Below are 14,058 nucleotides of genomic sequence, written 5' to 3'. Positions count from 1 at the left end.
AGAGAGTCAGGCGAGTTCGACCGGCGCGACCTCATAGCCGCCCCCGCGAAGCGCGGCGAACAAACGGTCGAGATGTGCGCGGTCGCGGGTCTCGCACTCGATCTCGGTCACGAGGCCCTTGGCGGGGAGCGTGGTGAAGACGCGCTGGTGATAGACCTCGATGATGTTGACGCGTTCCTGGTCGAAGATGCGCGCCACGTTGAACAGCGCGCCGGGCTGGTCCTGCAAGCGGATGCGCAGGCGCGCGAGGCGGCCTGAGCGGGCGAGATCGCGCAGCAGCACGTTGGCGAGCAGGCGCGTGTCGATGTTGCCACCGCACAGCACGACGCCGACGGTCCGGCCGCGGAAGCGCTCCGGATGCTGCAGCAGCGCCGCGAGCCCGGCCGCGCCCGCGCCCTCGACCACGGTCTTCTCGATCTGGAGCAGCAAGCTGACCGCCTCTTCCAGGCTGCGCTCGGAGACGAGGAGGATGTCGTCGACGAGCTCGGCTACCATCGCGGAGGTGATGCCGCCGGGCTCCTTGACCGCGATGCCCTCGGCCAGCGTATCGCCGGCGCAGGGGTGGTCGGTGCCGTTGATACGGTTGTACATGGACGGGAACAGTTCGGCCTCGACGCCCACGACCTCGATCGCGCGGCCGCCCCGGTCCAGGCTGGCCGCACGGGCGACCACGCCCATGCCCGAGATGAGCCCGCCGCCGCCGATCGGGGTGACCAGCATGTCGATCGCGGGGACGTCCTCCAGCATCTCGATCGCGACGGTGCCTTGCCCGGCGATGACGCGCGGATCGTCGAAGGCATGGACGAAGGTCAAGCCGCGCTCCGCCTCCAGCAGGCGGGCGTGGGCGTAGGCGGCGTCGTAGGTCTCGCCCTCGATCACGACGGTGGCGCGGTGGCCCTCGGTCTGCATGACCTTCATGATCGGCGTGGTGCGCGGCATGACGATCGTGGCGGGGATCCCGAGGCGGTTCGCGTGATAGGCAAGCCCTTGCGCATGGTTGCCCGCCGAGGCGGCGATCACGCCGGTGGTGCGCGCTTGCGGCGAGAGCTGGAGCAGCGTGTTGAGCGCGCCGCGTTCCTTGTAGGCGGCGGTGAACTGCAGGTTCTCGAATTTCAGGTAGACGGACGCGCCGGTCAGCTCGGACAGGGTGCGGCTGACGAAGGTGGGGGTACGGACGATATGGTCGCGTACGCGGGCGTGCGCGGCCTGCACGTCGGCGAGGGTGACGGGAAGCTCTGTTGCCGATTGGACGCGCTGGGTGGCCATGCTTGTTCTTCCGTTCGCCCCGAGCTTGTCGAAGGGTCGTTCTTCGTGATCCCGATCGGAAAAAGAACAAGACTTCGACAAGCTCAGCCCGAACGGAAGAGGACGGGCTAGACCATCTGGCGCGGGCGGGGAACCGCCCCTATGCCTCGGTCCATGAAGATCGGGTGGATCGGGACGGGCGTGATGGGTGCGCCCATGGCGGGGCATCTCGCCGCGGCGGGGCATGAGGTGACGGTGTACAACCGCACGACCGCCAAGGCCGAGGCGTGGGTGGCCGAGCATGGCGGTTGCGTGGCGGCAACGCCCGCGGCGGCGGCGGACGGCGCGGATGTCGTGCTGACCTGCGTCGGCAACGACGACGACCTCGCGGCGGTGACGCTGGGGACGGACGGCGCGTTCGCGGCGATGCGGGCGGGTGCGCTGTTCGTCGATCACACCACCGTGTCGGCGGCGATCGCGCGGCGGCTGACTGAGGAGGGTGACACGCGCGGGCTGCTGGTGCTCGATGCGCCGGTGTCGGGCGGGCAAGCGGGGGCGGAGGCGGGCAAGCTGTCGGTGATGTGCGGTGGGTCTCCACAGGCGTTCGCGGCGGCCGAGCCGCTCCTCCAGGTCTATGCCGCTCGCGTCGTGCATGTCGGCGCGTCGGGGGCGGGGCAGCAGACCAAGATGGTCAACCAGATCGCGATCGCGGGCGTGCTCGGCGGGCTGTCGGAGGCGCTGCGATTCGCGCAAAGTGCCGGTCTCGATCTCGACGCGGTATTCGCGGCTGTGTCGGGCGGCGCGGCGCAGAGCTGGCAGATGGTGAACCGCTGGAGCTCCATGGCCGACGATCGGTTCGATTTCGGCTTCGCGGTCGACTGGATGCGCAAGGACCTGGGGCTCGCGATCGACGAGGCGCGGGTGAACGGGGCGGCGCTGCCCGTGGCGGCGCTGGTGGACCAGTTCTATGCCGAGGTGCAGGCGATGGGCGGTGGTCGGCAGGATACGAGCGCGTTGGTGCGGAGATTGCGTAAGTGAGAATGGTGAGTGTGCGTATCCTGCTGGCGGCGACTGCGATCCTGCCGGCGCCGGTGCTGGCGGACGGTCTGGTGTATAACGCGACGGGCGTGACGCTCGACAAGGATGGGCGCGTGGAGCGGTTTACGGCGCTGCAGGTCACGCGCGACGGGCGGGTCGCCAAGCTGCTCAAGACGCGCGACAAGTTGCCCGACAAGCTCGATTGGCGGGTCGACATGAAGGGGCGCGTGCTGCTGCCCGGCTTCGTCGACGCGCACGGGCACTTCATGGGGCTGGGCTTTCGCGCGCTGGAGCTGGACCTGTCGGGCACGCGTTCGTTGGCCGAGGCGCAGGCGGCGGTCGCGGCCTACGCCAAGGCCAACCCGGAGCGGAAATGGATCGTGGGCGGAGGCTGGAATCAGGAGCGATGGGGGCTGGGCCGCTTCCCGACCGCGGCCGAGCTCGACGCGGTCGTCGGCGACCGGCCGGTGTGGCTGTCGCGCGCCGACGGGCATGCGAGCTGGGGCAATAGCGCCGCTATGCGCGCGGCCGGGGTGACCGCACGCAGCGTGTCGCCGGCGGGCGGGCGGATCGAGATGGCGGGCGGGCAACCGTCGGGCATCTTTGTCGACGCGGCCGAGGCGCTCGTGGCCAAGGCGGTGCCGCAGCCGTCGGCCAAGGACCGCGACGCCGCCTTCATCAAGGCGCAGACGCTGCTGCTTGCGAGCGGGATCACCGCGACCGCCGACATGGGCACCACACTGGACGAGTGGCAGACCTACCGCCGAATGGGCGACCTGGGCAATTTGCGCGTCCGCATCATGAGCTATGGCGGCGGGGTCGAGGAGACGGTCAGGATCGGCGGCACGGGGCCGACGCCGTGGCTTTACGGCGACAGGCTGAAGCTGGTTGGGGTCAAGCTGTATGGCGACGGAGCGCTCGGGTCGCGCGGGGCGTGGCTCAAGGCACCGTACGCCGACGCGCCGCGCGAGCGGGGGCTGGGCTTCCAGTCGGACGATGTGATCCGCAACCTGATGAGCCGGGCCTCGATGGACGGGTACCAGGTCGCGGTGCACGCGATCGGCGACCGGGCGAACGCGCAGGTGCTGGACGCGATCGACGAGCTGGCGCTGACCTACAAGGGCGACCGACGCTGGCGGATCGAGCATGCGCAGGTGGTCGATCCGGTCGATCTCGCGCGCTTCGGCAAGAACGGCGTGATCGCGTCGATGCAGCCCGTCCACCAGACGAGCGACCGGACGATGGCCGAGGCGCGGCTGGGACCCGCGCGGCTGGCCGGCGCGTATGCGTGGGCCTCGGTATTGGCGCGTGGCGGGCGGCTGGCCTTCGGGTCGGATTATCCGGTCGAGCGGCCCGATCCGTTCGCGGGCTGGGCGGCGGCATTCACGCGCGCCGATGCGGAGGGGCAGCCCTTCGGCGGATGGCAGCCGCAGGAGCGCGTGACGCGCGAACAGGCGTGGAAGGCGTTCACGAGCGACGGCGCCTATGCGGGTTTCGCGGAGGATCGATTCGGACGGCTGGCCCCGGGGCAGCGCGCGGACTTCATCATCGTCGACCGCGATCCCACGCTCGCCGCGCCGACCGAGCTGCGCGCGACGAAAGTCGAGGAGACCTGGGTTGGCGGCGAGAGAATGTTCGAGCGCAGGTAAGACGGGCGGAGGTCGAAGCCCCCGCCCCCGTCGGTTACATGGCGGGCGACATCGATGCCGGGGCCATCTGCTTGGCGTGCATCACATGGCGCTCGACGATCGGCACTGCGGTCGCGGCGACCTGACGGAGCGAGGCGTCCGCGCCGTCGGTGGCGAAGCCCTTATGCAGCGCCCAGGCGGTCTGGTGCGATTCGAGCTGCTGCTGCAGATAGAGCTGGTCGAAGCTCGCCTTGGGTGCGCGGTTCAGGAGCGCGACCTTGGCGGCGTTCTGCGCCGACAGGCGGGTGGACGGCTTGGCGATCGTGCGGTCGCCGTTCTTGAGCGCCGCCATCAGCGCCTTGGACGTGGTGGTGTGATCGGCGATCATCTCGCGGGCGTACCCCTTCACGTCGTCGCGCTGCGACTTGGATAGCGCGAGACGGCTCGACTGCATCTCGTACATATCGCTGTCGGCGGCCAGTTTGACGTAATCGGTGGGCGTGGTGCCGGTCAGCGGCGCGACGCCGACGTCGGCCGCGGACATCGCTCCGCCGGCCGGCATCGAATGGTTCATGCCCTGATAGTTGGTCTGGGCGATCACGGGAGCGGCGAGGGCGAACGCCGTCGCGGCGAGAAGGAAATGCTTCATCGGATGGGTCCTTCGATAAGGGAACCCACGTGGAACGAAGCGGGACCTCTCCTGTTCCACCGAAATGGAACAAGCCGCGACGCCCCAAGACGTCGCGGCCTGTTCCGCGAAGGACAGGGTGGTCAGGCGACCTGCGCGGCGACCATCTCATCGGGCTCGCGCAGGACGTAGCCGCGGCCCCACACCGTTTCGATGTAGTTCTCGCCTTCGCAGGCCAGCGACAGCTTCTTGCGGAGCTTGCAGATGAACACGTCGATGATCTTGAGCTCGGGCTCGTCCATCCCGCCATACAGGTGATTAAGGAACATCTCCTTGGTCAAGGTCGTGCCCTTGCGGAGCGAGAGCAGCTCCAGCATCGCATATTCCTTGCCGGTCAGGTGGACGCGGCTGCCGTCGACCTCGACCGTCTTGGCGTCGAGGTTAACCGCCAGCTTGCCCGTGCGGATCACCGACTGTGAATGACCCTTGGAGCGGCGCACGACCGCGTGAATGCGCGCGACGAGCTCCTCGCGGTGGAATGGCTTGGTCACGTAATCGTCCGCGCCGAAGCCGAACGAGCGGACCTTCGAGTCCATCTCGTTGACCCCCGACAGGATCAGCACCGGGGTCGACACCTTGGCGACGCGCAGCTTCTTCAGGACGTCGTAACCGTGCATGTCGGGCAGGTTCAGGTCGAGCAGGATGATGTCGTAATCATACAGCTTGCCCAGATCCAACCCCTCCTCGCCCAGGTCGGTGGTGTAGATGTTGAAGCCTTCGGTCGTCAGCATGAGCTCGATGGCCTTGGCGGTCGTCGGCTCGTCTTCGATCAACAGTACGCGCATCGATCATTTCCCCCCGTAACGGCCCGTGTCCACCCCGGCCTCCGGATCAATTAACCACACGACATCTGAAGGCGAAAGGTTAATTCGCAGTTAGCAAGCGGAAACAAACGTTAAGAAAACGGCGCTCCCGAATCCCGCAGATGCTTGGCCAGCCAGGCGATCAACGCCTCGACCCGCGCCGGGCGCAGCGTGCCGGGCGGGGTGAGGAGGTGAAGCGCGGTGGGAGGCGGCGTCCAATCGGGCAAGATCGCCTCCAGCACGCCCGAGGCGAGGTGCGGGCCGACGATGAAGCTCGGCAGTTGCGCGATCCCAAGTCCCGCCATCAGCGCGGGCAGGAGCGCGTCGCCGCTGTTGGCGAGCAGCGGGCCGACGGGCGGTACGACGACCTCCTCGCCGCCCGACCCGCGCATCCGCCACGGGCCGGGGATGTTGCTGTAGGCGAGCAGGCGGTGCCGGGCGAGCTCGGCGGCGTGGGCCGGGCGGCCATGGCGCGTCAGGTACAGCGGCGAGGCGACGATGTGGAAGTCGACCGCGCACAACCGCCGGACGCGAAGCGAACTGTCGGGCGGCTCGCCGATCCGAAGCGCCAGGTCGAACCCGCCCGCTACGATGTCGGTCCGCGCGTCGGACAGGTGCAGGTCGATCTCGACCATTGGGTGCGCGTCCAGGAACCCCGCTAGCACGGGCGCGACCGAGGCGACGCCGAAGCCCATGGGCGCGGCTACGCGGATGCGCCCGGCGGGGGAGGTCGCGCCGTCGCGCGCTGCCTCTTCGGCGGCCTCCGCCTCGGCGACCATCGCGCGTGCGCGCTCGGCGAGCGGACCCGCCGCCTCCGTCAGCGACAGGCGGCGCGAGGTGCGGTGGAAGAGCGACTGGCCGAGCCGCGCCTCCAGCCGCGCGATCGCCTTGGACACGGTCGCCTTCGACAGGCCGAGCGCGGCGGCCCCGCCGCTGAAGGAGCGCTGCTCGGCGACGGCGGCGAAGATCGCCCAGGCTTCGAGATCGGGGAGCTTGTTCATATGCGAGCGCGGCAGGCTAAACCCGGCAACCATTCGTTTCCAGCGTTTCCATTCACGGAGACGGCGGACGGCCTATCTAGGGTCCGACCAACAGGAGGGTGCTCCCATGCTCGACACCACGACCATCATCGACCGCCGCCCCTTCGCCAGTCTGGGTCATGCCGATCACGGCTGGCTCGACGCCCGCCATCATTTCTCGTTCGCAGGCTATCACGATCCCGCCCGCATGGGCTGGGGCGCGATCCGGGTGTGGAACGACGACGTGATCGCCGCCAAATCCGGCTTCCCGCCGCACCCGCACCGCGACATGGAGATCATCACCTATGTCCGCTCGGGCGCGATCTCGCACAAGGACTCGCTCGGCAACGAAGGCCGCACGCAAGCGGGCGACGTCCAGGTGATGAGCGCCGGGTCGGGCGTCCGCCATGCCGAGTATAATCTGGAAGACGAGGCCACGACCATCTTCCAGATCTGGATCGAGCCGCGCCAGCGTGGCGGCGAGCCCAGCTGGGGGGCGAGGCCTTTTCCCAAGGGCGACCGCTCCGGCCGGTTCGCGGTGCTGGCGAGCGGCTTTCCGGAGGACGGCGAGGCGCTGCGGATCCGAGCGGACGCGCGGGTCATGGGCGCGACGATCAAGGCGGGCGAACGCGTCGAGCATACGATCGGCGCAGGGCGGCACGTCTATCTCGTCCCGGCGACCGGCCGCTTGTCGATCGACGGCGAACCCGTCGAGGCGCGCGACGGCGTGGCGCTGACGGGCGCGCGCACCGTGACGATCGAGGCGCTGGCCGATGCCGAGATCGTCCTCGTCGATTCGGAATGAACGGCTTCAAAGGAGAATGACGATGACCAAGGTTCTGGTGCTCTACTACTCGTCTTACGGCCATATCGAGCGGATGGCCGACGCGGTCGCCGAGGGCGCGCGCGGAGCAGGAGCGGAGGTGGACATCCGCCGCGTGGCCGAGACCGCTCCGCCCGAGGTGGTCGCGCAGGCACACTTCAAGACGGACACCTCGCATCCGGTGATCGAGAGCGCCGACGCGCTCCGGACATATGACGCGATCATCGTCGGCACGCCCACTCGATACGGCCGGATGACCAGCCAGATGGCGACCTTCTGGGACACCACGGGCGGATTGTGGGCGACGGGCGCGCTCAACGGCAAGGTCGGCGGCGCGTTCACTTCGACCGCGAGTCAGCATGGCGGGCAGGAGACGACCTTATTCTCCATCATCACCAACCTGATGCACATGGGGATGACGATCGTCGGGCTCGATTACGGCTTCCAGGGTCAGCTCGGCGTCGAGGAGGTCAAGGGCGGCTCGCCGTACGGCGCGACGACGATCTCCGACAGCAAGGGCGATCGTCAGCCCAGCGCGAGCGAACTCGACGGAGCACGGTACCAGGGACGCAGGATCGCCGAGGTCGCGGCCAAGCTGTTCGCCTGAGTTCATCCTCCCTTAGAAGGGGAGGTGGCGCGTCGAAAGCGTGACGGAGGGGTAGCTCTCGACAAGGCTAGGCCTGGCCTCGTCGAGAGCTACCCCTCCACTATTCGCGTGAAGAACGCGAACGGTCCCCCTCCCCTTTCGGGGGAGGACTAGCGGCGACGCTTCTTGCGCTTGCCTTCCACCGGCGGCCGCGCAGGCGGTGGTTCCGCGATCGTCCGCACCACGCGCGGCGGATCGACCAGGCCGGGGTTCGCCGGGAACTCCGCCCGCGCGCGCGCGAAGGTGGCGCGGGCGCGCGCCGCGCCGGGGGCGTGGCGGCTCACGCCGACCCAGCGCCAATGCCACGGCTCCCATTTGACGCCCTGCCGGTTGCCCGCGGCGAAGCTCTGCTCGAAGCCGTAGAGTACAGCGTTTTCGCGCAACCAGCGCGCGGCCGGTAGCGTGGACATGCACGCTTCCGCATCGGGACAGCCGAGCGACGGGCGAACCGCGAAATCGATCGCATAGCCGGTGGTGTGCTCGCTATGGCCCGGCGGCGCGACCGAGATGGCGCGATCGGCGGGGTCGCCGTCGGGCCGCTCGCGGCAGAAGACCGATCCCTGGCGGACGAGCGTGCGATGACACGACAGGCCGCGCAAGGCCCCCGCCGCCCGGGAGTCGCCCGCGGCTGCGGTCAGCAGGCGCTGGAGATCGGCGTACATGTCGGCGCGGATGCGGCAGCGGTTCAGCGCGAAGCCCGGAGGCGCGTCGACGAGCTCGGTGTCGGGAACCTGGCCGTAGGGCAGGTGGCCGAGCACCCGCCCGTCGGCGGACCGCTGTCCGCTTTCGCCGTCGCACAACTGCGCGGCGGCAGGGGACGCCAGCACCAGCGCGGTTGCGCCGAGTACCCCGGCGATGCCATGGCGTCGCCGATGCACGGCGACCGCGTCCTGTTCCTCGACGGCGAGGCCCTGGTGATCGACAAGCCCGCCGGGCTGCCGGTCGATCCGCCCCGCGACGGGTCGTTGTCGCTCGAAAACCATCTCGACAGCCTCACTTTCGGGTTCAAGCGCTGGCCGCTGCCCGTCCATCGCCTCGACCGCGATACGAGCGGATGCCTGCTCCTGTCGCGCAATCCCAAGGCGCATGCGCGGTTCCAGCGGTTATGGGAAGCCGGCGCGGTGGAGAAACGCTATCTCGCGGTGCTGGACGGCGTGCCCGACGGCGACGCGGGCGTGATCGACCTTCCGCTGCTCAAGGTCTCCACCGCCGAGACGGGATGGCGGATGATCGGCGACCCGAACGGGAAGGCGTCCAGGACGCCTTGGCGGCTGATCGAGGCGCGCGGCGGCCGATCGCTCGTCGAGTTCCGGCCGGAGACGGGTCGCACGCACCAGATCCGCGTCCACGCCGCGACCGGGCTGGGCGCGGCGGTCGTGGGTGATCCGGTGTACGGTAACGGCGAGCCCGGCGGAATGCTGCTGCATGCGGCGTGGATACGGCTCGACCGGGGCGACAAGTTGCCGATCGAGGCGACCGCGCCGACGCCCGAACGGTTCGCCGCCGCCGGCTTCGGCGATGGTTGACGTGCCCGAGGACGCGCTGGAGGAGCGCTTCCTCGCGGCGACCGGGCCGGGTGGACAGAACGTCAACAAGGTCGCGACCGCGTGCCAGCTGCGGGTGGACGTGTTCCGGCTGGGGCTGCATCCCGAGACGTACCGCCGGTTGAAGCTGGCGGCGGGATCGCGGCTGACGGCGGCGGGGGTGCTTGTGCTCACGGCCAGGCGCTACCGCACGCAGGAGGCGAACCGGGCGGACGCACGGGCGCGGCTGGCGGGGTTGCTGGCGGGGGCTGAGGAGCGCGAAGCGCGGCGGGTAAAGACCAAGCCGAGCCGCGCGGCGAAGGCGCGGCGGGTGGACACGAAGAAGGGACGCGGCGCGGTAAAGGCCGGTAGGGGGCGGGTGGATGTGGACTAGTCTCCCTATCCCCGCTTGCGGGGAGAGGGTCGGGGAGAGGGGCCGAGAAGAGGGCGGTACTCTGTACAGCCCCTCTCCCCGGCCCTCTCCCACAAGCGGGAGAGTGAGAAGATGCACCAATTCGCTATTGCCGCCGGGGCCAAGCCCGAACTCTATCGCGAGCTGCTGAGCGCGCTCGACGCGCTTACCGCTGGCGAGCCCGACGCGGTCGCCAACATGGCCAACGCCGCCGCGTTGTTGTGGGAGTATCTGTCCGACTTGAACTGGGCGGGCTTTTACCGGCTGCTGGACGGCGAACTCGTGCTCGGGCCGTTCCAGGGCAAGGCCGCGTGCATCCGCATCCCGGTCGGCAAGGGCGTGTGCGGCACCACGGCCGCGACGCGCCAGACGCAGCTGGTGGTCGACGTCCACGCCTTTCCAGGTCATATCGCCTGCGACGCGGCGAGCCGGTCGGAACTGGTCGTGCCGATCGAGCGCGGCGGCTTGCTGTTCGGGGTGCTCGATCTCGACAGTCCGTCGCCGGGCCGCTTCGACATGGAGGATGCGCGCGGGTGCGAGGCGTTGGCGGCGCTGCTCGCCGATCGGCTGTTCTGATCCATTTCGGGACCGGCGCGCCGGTTTCGGGGAGGACGGGCGACGTGATATCCGCATCAGCTGTCGCGCGGATCACGATCCGTACGGGACGAGCGGGAGATGGAGCGATGCGAGGTCTGTTGATCGCCGGGTTGGGGCTCGTCGGGCTGTCGGGTGAGGTCGCTGCGCAGTCGGGGCCGGGCGCGCGCTATCCCGCGCCGGGTACGAGCGCCGCCCCGCCAATGCATGTCGCGCCGCCCGTGGACGGCTATTCGCGTTGGGGCCGCAAGGTCGATGGGCGCTGGTGGGCTGCGGCCAGCGCACCGGGCGGGTACGCCGCCTACCGCCAGCCGGTGCGCGGGCTCGCGGTGCCGACCTACTGGAACGCGGCGCGCTTTCAGGTTGCGGATTGGCGCGATTACGGGCTCGATGAGCCGCCGGTCGGGTATCGCTGGGTTCGTTACTATGATGACGCCGTGCTTCTCGACGCGCGCGGCACGGTATTCGACACCCGCTTCGGGGTAGATTGGGACCGGTTCGATAGCGGGCGGGCCTATGCGGGCGACCGGATGGATGAGGGGCCGGCTTACCGGTCCGACGGCTACGCCTCGGACGATTACGGGCGGCGCGGTCGCTACGATGACGATTCGAACGAACGGTACGACGACGGCTATGAACGCTCGTCCGACTACACCGTCACGGTTCCGTCGGGCGGAAGCCATCTGGTCAATACCGGCCCGGGCGTGACCACGATCACCGTCCGGACGCAACCGTCGGTGACGACCACGACTACCACCACCGACTATGTGGACGAAACCGTCACCTACTCGCGATCGGCCGCTCGCCCATACAGGTCGAAGCTGCGGCGGCGCTGAGCGTCAGCGACGCGGCGGGGGTGGAGCCTCGCGGCCCGCGAAGCTGACCAGGCTCTCGGTGCCGTCCGCGGCGACCGACGACACGCCGACCAGGTGATCGTCGACGGGCACCTGGGTCAGCACTGCCGTGGTCGCGCCCGTCATCTCGCGCATGTCGGTCCATTCCATCCGGTCGGTGCGGCGCCAGCGAACGCGGTAGCGCGCAGCGTTCGGGACCGGGTTCCACTTCACCGTCGTGTCGCGGCTGATCGCGCCCGACATCGACGCACCGTCCGGCGCCGCGGGCGCGGACGCCAGGCGCGACGCGGCGGCGATGTTGATCGCCGTCACTTTGGCCAGATAAGCGAAATCCATGCCCGCAACCGTGTCGCCATACTCGACGCCGCCCACGGTGCGCAGGTCCTGGTGCTGCCGGTCCCAATTCTCGTTGGCGACGGTGAAGCGTACGGCGGGATAGCCCAGCCGCAGGAACGGCTCATGGTCGCCCCCGCGCCCGAAGCGGTCGGGACGGCGGTCGACGAACACATCGAGTCCGCCGCGCAAGCCTGTAGCCTCGCCGTCGATCAGCTTGGCGAGCGCGCGGCTGGGGCCGTCGTCCTCGCCGCCGTCGGCGCGCCTGCGGATCTGGTCGGTCAGCTCCTCCGAAGCGCGGATCCCCTCGGAGAAGACGCGCACACGCCCGGCCTCGCGGACGCCGCCCTGGCCGACCGAGTTGCCGACAATATCGTTGTTGAGCATCGCCGACACGCGCCAGCCGCGCGCCCGCGCCGTCTCGGCGAGCAGCGTGCCGCCCCACAGCCCCTGCTCCTCGCCCGAAAAGACCGCATACACGATCGTCGCGTCGAATTGCCGCTTGGACAACGCGCGCGCCGCCTCGAGTACCAACGCTACGCCCGAGGCGTTGTCGTTCGCGCCCGGCGCGTCGGAGGTGGAATCCATCTCGCCGGTCACGCGGCTGTCGATATGCGCGCCGATGATGACGTAGCGGTTCGGGTCGCGTCCGCGTTGGACACCCAGCACGTTCTCCACGACCACGCCGCTGGGCGCGCGCGGGCCGGTGAAGGTGCGCGAGATCCGCTCGACGGTCACGCACCCGCCGCATTCGCGCGAGATCGCCTCGAAACGGCTCTGCGCCCAATTCCGCGCCGCCCCGATTCCACGCCGCGGGTCGGTGGTGGTCGACAGCGTGTGGCGGGTGCCAAAGCCGACCATCGCCTCCACATCGGCGCGCAGGCGGGCGGGGGAGGGCTGGGCGGCTGCCGCGGCGGCGAGGATCAGGATGGACATAGGTTGCAGGGTGGCCCGGTTCGCGCGCCCGCTCAAGCCCCGATCGCGCCCCTTCACCGGCGCGGGGCAAGCGGTTAGGGGCGGGCGACCCAACCCGGAGATCCCCGCCGTGAAGCAGCTTGTCGCCTTCGACCTCGACGGAACGCTCGCCCTCTCCAAACAGCCGCTTCAGGACGACATGGGCGAGGCGCTGGCCGACCTGCTGGGCGTGGCGCACGTCGCGGTGATCTCGGGCGGCGACTGGCCGCAGTTCCAGAAGCAGGTCGCCTCCAGGTTACCCGACCGCGTCGACCGGACGAAGCTGTGGCTGATGCCGACCACGGGCACCAAGCTCTACACCTACAAGGACGATTGGGCTCCGGTCTTCGCCGAGCTGTTCTCCGACGAGGAGCGGCGCAAGATCGTCGAAGCGTTCGCCGCCTCGCTCGCCGCGACGGGCTTCAAGCCCGAGCGAACTTGGGGTGAGCAGGTGGAGGACCGGGGCAGCCAGGTCACCTTCTCCGCGCTCGGCCAGCAGGCGCCGCTGGAGGAGAAGGAGCATTGGGACCCCGACTTCGCCAAGCGCAAGGTCATCCAGGCCGACTTGGCGAAGCGCCTCCCCGGCCTGTCGATCAACATGGGCGGCGCGACCTCGATCGATATCACGCGCGAGGGCGTGGACAAGGCGTACGGCCTCAAGAAGCTCCGCGACGCGAGCGGCGTGCCGCTGGACGCCATGATGTTCATCGGCGACGCGATCTTCCCGGGCGGCAACGACTACCCGGCCAAGATGCTCGGCCTGGACACGGTCCGCGTGCGCGACCCGCAGGAAACGATCGCGGTGATCGCGGCGATCGTCGCCTGCGGGAAGTAGAAGGTCAGCTCAGCCGGTCGATCGCCTCGGGCGTGAGCGAGCCGGGGATGATCATCACCGGCACCGCGAGCGCGCCCGCGTCGGTGCCCGCGAAATGCGCGACCAGCGCCCCGGGCGAGCCGGTCGCGGCGGCGCCCAGCACCAGCGCGGCGATGTCCGGGTTGGCGGCGATCAGATCGCGGATGATGCGCGCGCCCTCCCCCTCGCGCACGGTGATGGATGGACGCAGGCCCGACTCCTCGATGATCGCGCCCGCTGCCTGCGCGACCAGCCCCTCGGCATGCAGGCGCGCCTCCTCCTCGATGGTCGCCTGGACGCCGCCGAACGCAATGAATTCCTGCGGCGGGATGACGGACAGGATCTCGACGCCGCCGCCCGTCTTCACCGCGCGCCTCGCCGCGAAACGCAGCGCGATGCCCGATTCGGGCGTCTCGTCCACCACCACCAGATAAATCCGCATGCGCCGGCCCTCGTCGTTCAGCGCGAGCGTGGCGCGGCGCGGCGGGACGCGCAAGGGCGCGCCCTTGACGCGCGCGGGACGCTGGGCTTCTTGGAGCGCGCCCCTTCCCCCCGAGGTTCCGTCCATGCCGACCGAGATCAAGATGCCTGCCTTGTCGCCGACGATGGAGGAGGGGACGCTTGCCAAGTGGCTGGTGAAGGCTG

16 protein-coding genes are annotated in these 14,058 nt (G+C 69.6%); 9 read left to right on the top strand and 7 right to left on the bottom strand.

Features of this window, described 5'->3' with window-relative positions; all coding sequences use genetic code 11:
- Positions 1-6 precede the first annotated feature (6 nt).
- Positions 7-1,266 carry a threonine ammonia-lyase gene (locus ACFE7F_RS06795; protein WP_375403092.1) on the bottom strand — a complete coding sequence of 420 codons (1,260 nt, stop codon included), beginning with the start codon at positions 1,264-1,266 and terminating at the stop codon, positions 7-9.
- A gap of 153 nt (positions 1,267-1,419) precedes the next feature.
- Here ACFE7F_RS06795 and ACFE7F_RS06790 point away from each other — a divergent pair, with 153 nt between their 5' ends.
- Together ACFE7F_RS06790 and ACFE7F_RS06785 are read left to right on the top strand one after the other, a co-directional pair.
- The gene (locus ACFE7F_RS06790) at positions 1,420-2,283 is read left to right on the top strand and encodes an NAD(P)-dependent oxidoreductase (protein ID WP_375403091.1); all 864 of its coding nucleotides are present in this window, start codon (positions 1,420-1,422) and stop codon (positions 2,281-2,283) included.
- A 2-nt stretch (positions 2,284-2,285) separates the two neighbouring features.
- Entirely contained in the window at positions 2,286-3,932 is a 1,647-nt protein-coding gene (locus ACFE7F_RS06785; protein WP_375403134.1) for an amidohydrolase, read from the top strand.
- A gap of 34 nt (positions 3,933-3,966) precedes the next feature.
- On the opposite strand, the gene ACFE7F_RS06780 is transcribed toward ACFE7F_RS06785, so the two are convergent.
- The 3 genes from ACFE7F_RS06780 to ACFE7F_RS06770 all read right to left on the bottom strand — a co-directional run bounded on the left by ACFE7F_RS06780 (position 3,967) and on the right by ACFE7F_RS06770 (position 6,403).
- On the bottom strand, positions 3,967-4,560 hold the full coding sequence (locus tag ACFE7F_RS06780; RefSeq protein WP_375403090.1) for a DUF4142 domain-containing protein: 594 nt from the start codon (positions 4,558-4,560) through the stop codon (positions 3,967-3,969).
- 122 nt (positions 4,561-4,682) lie between these two features.
- Positions 4,683-5,384, bottom strand: a complete 702-nt coding sequence (gene ctrA, locus ACFE7F_RS06775) for a response regulator transcription factor CtrA (protein ID WP_375403089.1) — start codon at positions 5,382-5,384, stop codon at positions 4,683-4,685.
- A 110-nt stretch (positions 5,385-5,494) separates the two neighbouring features.
- Positions 5,495-6,403, bottom strand: a complete 909-nt coding sequence (locus ACFE7F_RS06770; RefSeq protein WP_375403088.1) for a LysR family transcriptional regulator — start codon at positions 6,401-6,403, stop codon at positions 5,495-5,497.
- Positions 6,404-6,509: 106 nt separating this feature from the next.
- Here ACFE7F_RS06770 and ACFE7F_RS06765 point away from each other — a divergent pair, with 106 nt between their 5' ends.
- Entirely contained in the window at positions 6,510-7,226 is a 717-nt protein-coding gene (locus ACFE7F_RS06765; protein ID WP_375403087.1) for a pirin family protein, read from the top strand.
- 22 nt (positions 7,227-7,248) lie between these two features.
- Positions 7,249-7,851, top strand: a complete 603-nt coding sequence (gene wrbA / locus ACFE7F_RS06760) for an NAD(P)H:quinone oxidoreductase (RefSeq protein ID WP_375403086.1) — start codon at positions 7,249-7,251, stop codon at positions 7,849-7,851.
- Between the two features lie 149 nt (positions 7,852-8,000).
- Here wrbA and ACFE7F_RS06755 read toward each other — a convergent pair whose 3' ends face one another.
- The gene (locus ACFE7F_RS06755; RefSeq protein ID WP_375403085.1) at positions 8,001-8,768 is read right to left on the bottom strand and encodes a M15 family metallopeptidase; all 768 of its coding nucleotides are present in this window, start codon (positions 8,766-8,768) and stop codon (positions 8,001-8,003) included.
- Here ACFE7F_RS06755 and ACFE7F_RS06750 point away from each other — a divergent pair.
- The 4 genes from ACFE7F_RS06750 (at position 8,763) to ACFE7F_RS06735 (ending at position 11,255) form a co-directional block, all read left to right on the top strand.
- Complete coding sequence (locus ACFE7F_RS06750; protein ID WP_375403133.1) at positions 8,763-9,416, top strand: RluA family pseudouridine synthase; 654 nt, start codon at positions 8,763-8,765, stop codon at positions 9,414-9,416. The two genes, ACFE7F_RS06755 and ACFE7F_RS06750, sit on opposite strands and share 6 nt — an antisense overlap.
- Positions 9,409-9,807 carry an alternative ribosome rescue aminoacyl-tRNA hydrolase ArfB gene (arfB, locus tag ACFE7F_RS06745; protein ID WP_375403084.1) on the top strand — a complete coding sequence of 133 codons (399 nt, stop codon included), beginning with the start codon at positions 9,409-9,411 and terminating at the stop codon, positions 9,805-9,807. The genes ACFE7F_RS06750 and arfB overlap by 8 nt, the downstream gene beginning before the upstream one ends.
- A gap of 111 nt (positions 9,808-9,918) precedes the next feature.
- Positions 9,919-10,401, top strand: coding sequence for a GAF domain-containing protein (locus ACFE7F_RS06740; protein ID WP_375403083.1), 483 nt, complete (start codon positions 9,919-9,921; stop codon positions 10,399-10,401).
- A gap of 107 nt (positions 10,402-10,508) precedes the next feature.
- Entirely contained in the window at positions 10,509-11,255 is a 747-nt protein-coding gene (locus ACFE7F_RS06735; protein ID WP_375403082.1) for an RcnB family protein, read from the top strand.
- Between the two features lie 3 nt (positions 11,256-11,258).
- Here the strand turns inward: ACFE7F_RS06735 and ACFE7F_RS06730 are convergent, their stop codons facing one another.
- On the bottom strand, positions 11,259-12,542 hold the full coding sequence (locus ACFE7F_RS06730) for a M20/M25/M40 family metallo-hydrolase (RefSeq protein WP_375403081.1): 1,284 nt from the start codon (positions 12,540-12,542) through the stop codon (positions 11,259-11,261).
- 109 nt (positions 12,543-12,651) lie between these two features.
- Between ACFE7F_RS06730 and ACFE7F_RS06725 the strand changes: the two genes are divergently transcribed.
- Positions 12,652-13,395 carry an HAD-IIB family hydrolase gene (locus ACFE7F_RS06725; RefSeq protein WP_375403080.1) on the top strand — a complete coding sequence of 248 codons (744 nt, stop codon included), beginning with the start codon at positions 12,652-12,654 and terminating at the stop codon, positions 13,393-13,395.
- 4 nt (positions 13,396-13,399) lie between these two features.
- On the opposite strand, the gene ACFE7F_RS06720 is transcribed toward ACFE7F_RS06725, so the two are convergent.
- On the bottom strand, positions 13,400-13,855 hold the full coding sequence (locus ACFE7F_RS06720; RefSeq protein ID WP_375403079.1) for a universal stress protein: 456 nt from the start codon (positions 13,853-13,855) through the stop codon (positions 13,400-13,402).
- Positions 13,856-14,058: the final 203 nt, after the last annotated feature.

The sequence above is a fragment of the uncultured Sphingomonas sp. genome, assembly GCF_964235535.1.
In the GTDB taxonomy this organism is placed as follows: domain Bacteria; phylum Pseudomonadota; class Alphaproteobacteria; order Sphingomonadales; family Sphingomonadaceae; genus Sphingomonas.
The sequence above is the reverse complement of the archived record's forward strand: the minus strand, read 5'-3'. Positions and strand labels throughout refer to the sequence as shown.

Bases quoted from the DNA above. Each gene is read 5' to 3' on its own strand.
- ACFE7F_RS06795 (WP_375403092.1), bottom strand. From the start codon at position 1,266: ATGGCCACCCAGCGCGTCCAATCGGCAACAGAGCTTCCCGTCACCCTC.
- ACFE7F_RS06790 (WP_375403091.1), top strand. From the start codon at position 1,420: ATGAAGATCGGGTGGATCGGGACGGGCGTGATGGGTGCGCCCATGGCG.
- ACFE7F_RS06785 (WP_375403134.1), top strand. From the start codon at position 2,286: ATGGTGAGTGTGCGTATCCTGCTGGCGGCGACTGCGATCCTGCCGGCG.
- ACFE7F_RS06780 (WP_375403090.1), bottom strand. From the start codon at position 4,560: ATGAAGCATTTCCTTCTCGCCGCGACGGCGTTCGCCCTCGCCGCTCCC.
- ctrA (WP_375403089.1), bottom strand. From the start codon at position 5,384: ATGCGCGTACTGTTGATCGAAGACGAGCCGACGACCGCCAAGGCCATC.
- ACFE7F_RS06770 (WP_375403088.1), bottom strand. From the start codon at position 6,403: ATGAACAAGCTCCCCGATCTCGAAGCCTGGGCGATCTTCGCCGCCGTC.
- ACFE7F_RS06765 (WP_375403087.1), top strand. From the start codon at position 6,510: ATGCTCGACACCACGACCATCATCGACCGCCGCCCCTTCGCCAGTCTG.
- wrbA (WP_375403086.1), top strand. From the start codon at position 7,249: ATGACCAAGGTTCTGGTGCTCTACTACTCGTCTTACGGCCATATCGAG.
- ACFE7F_RS06750 (WP_375403133.1), top strand. From the start codon at position 8,763: ATGCACGGCGACCGCGTCCTGTTCCTCGACGGCGAGGCCCTGGTGATC.
- arfB (WP_375403084.1), top strand. From the start codon at position 9,409: ATGGTTGACGTGCCCGAGGACGCGCTGGAGGAGCGCTTCCTCGCGGCG.
- ACFE7F_RS06740 (WP_375403083.1), top strand. From the start codon at position 9,919: ATGCACCAATTCGCTATTGCCGCCGGGGCCAAGCCCGAACTCTATCGC.
- ACFE7F_RS06735 (WP_375403082.1), top strand. From the start codon at position 10,509: ATGCGAGGTCTGTTGATCGCCGGGTTGGGGCTCGTCGGGCTGTCGGGT.
- ACFE7F_RS06730 (WP_375403081.1), bottom strand. From the start codon at position 12,542: ATGTCCATCCTGATCCTCGCCGCCGCGGCAGCCGCCCAGCCCTCCCCC.
- ACFE7F_RS06720 (WP_375403079.1), bottom strand. From the start codon at position 13,855: ATGCGGATTTATCTGGTGGTGGTGGACGAGACGCCCGAATCGGGCATC.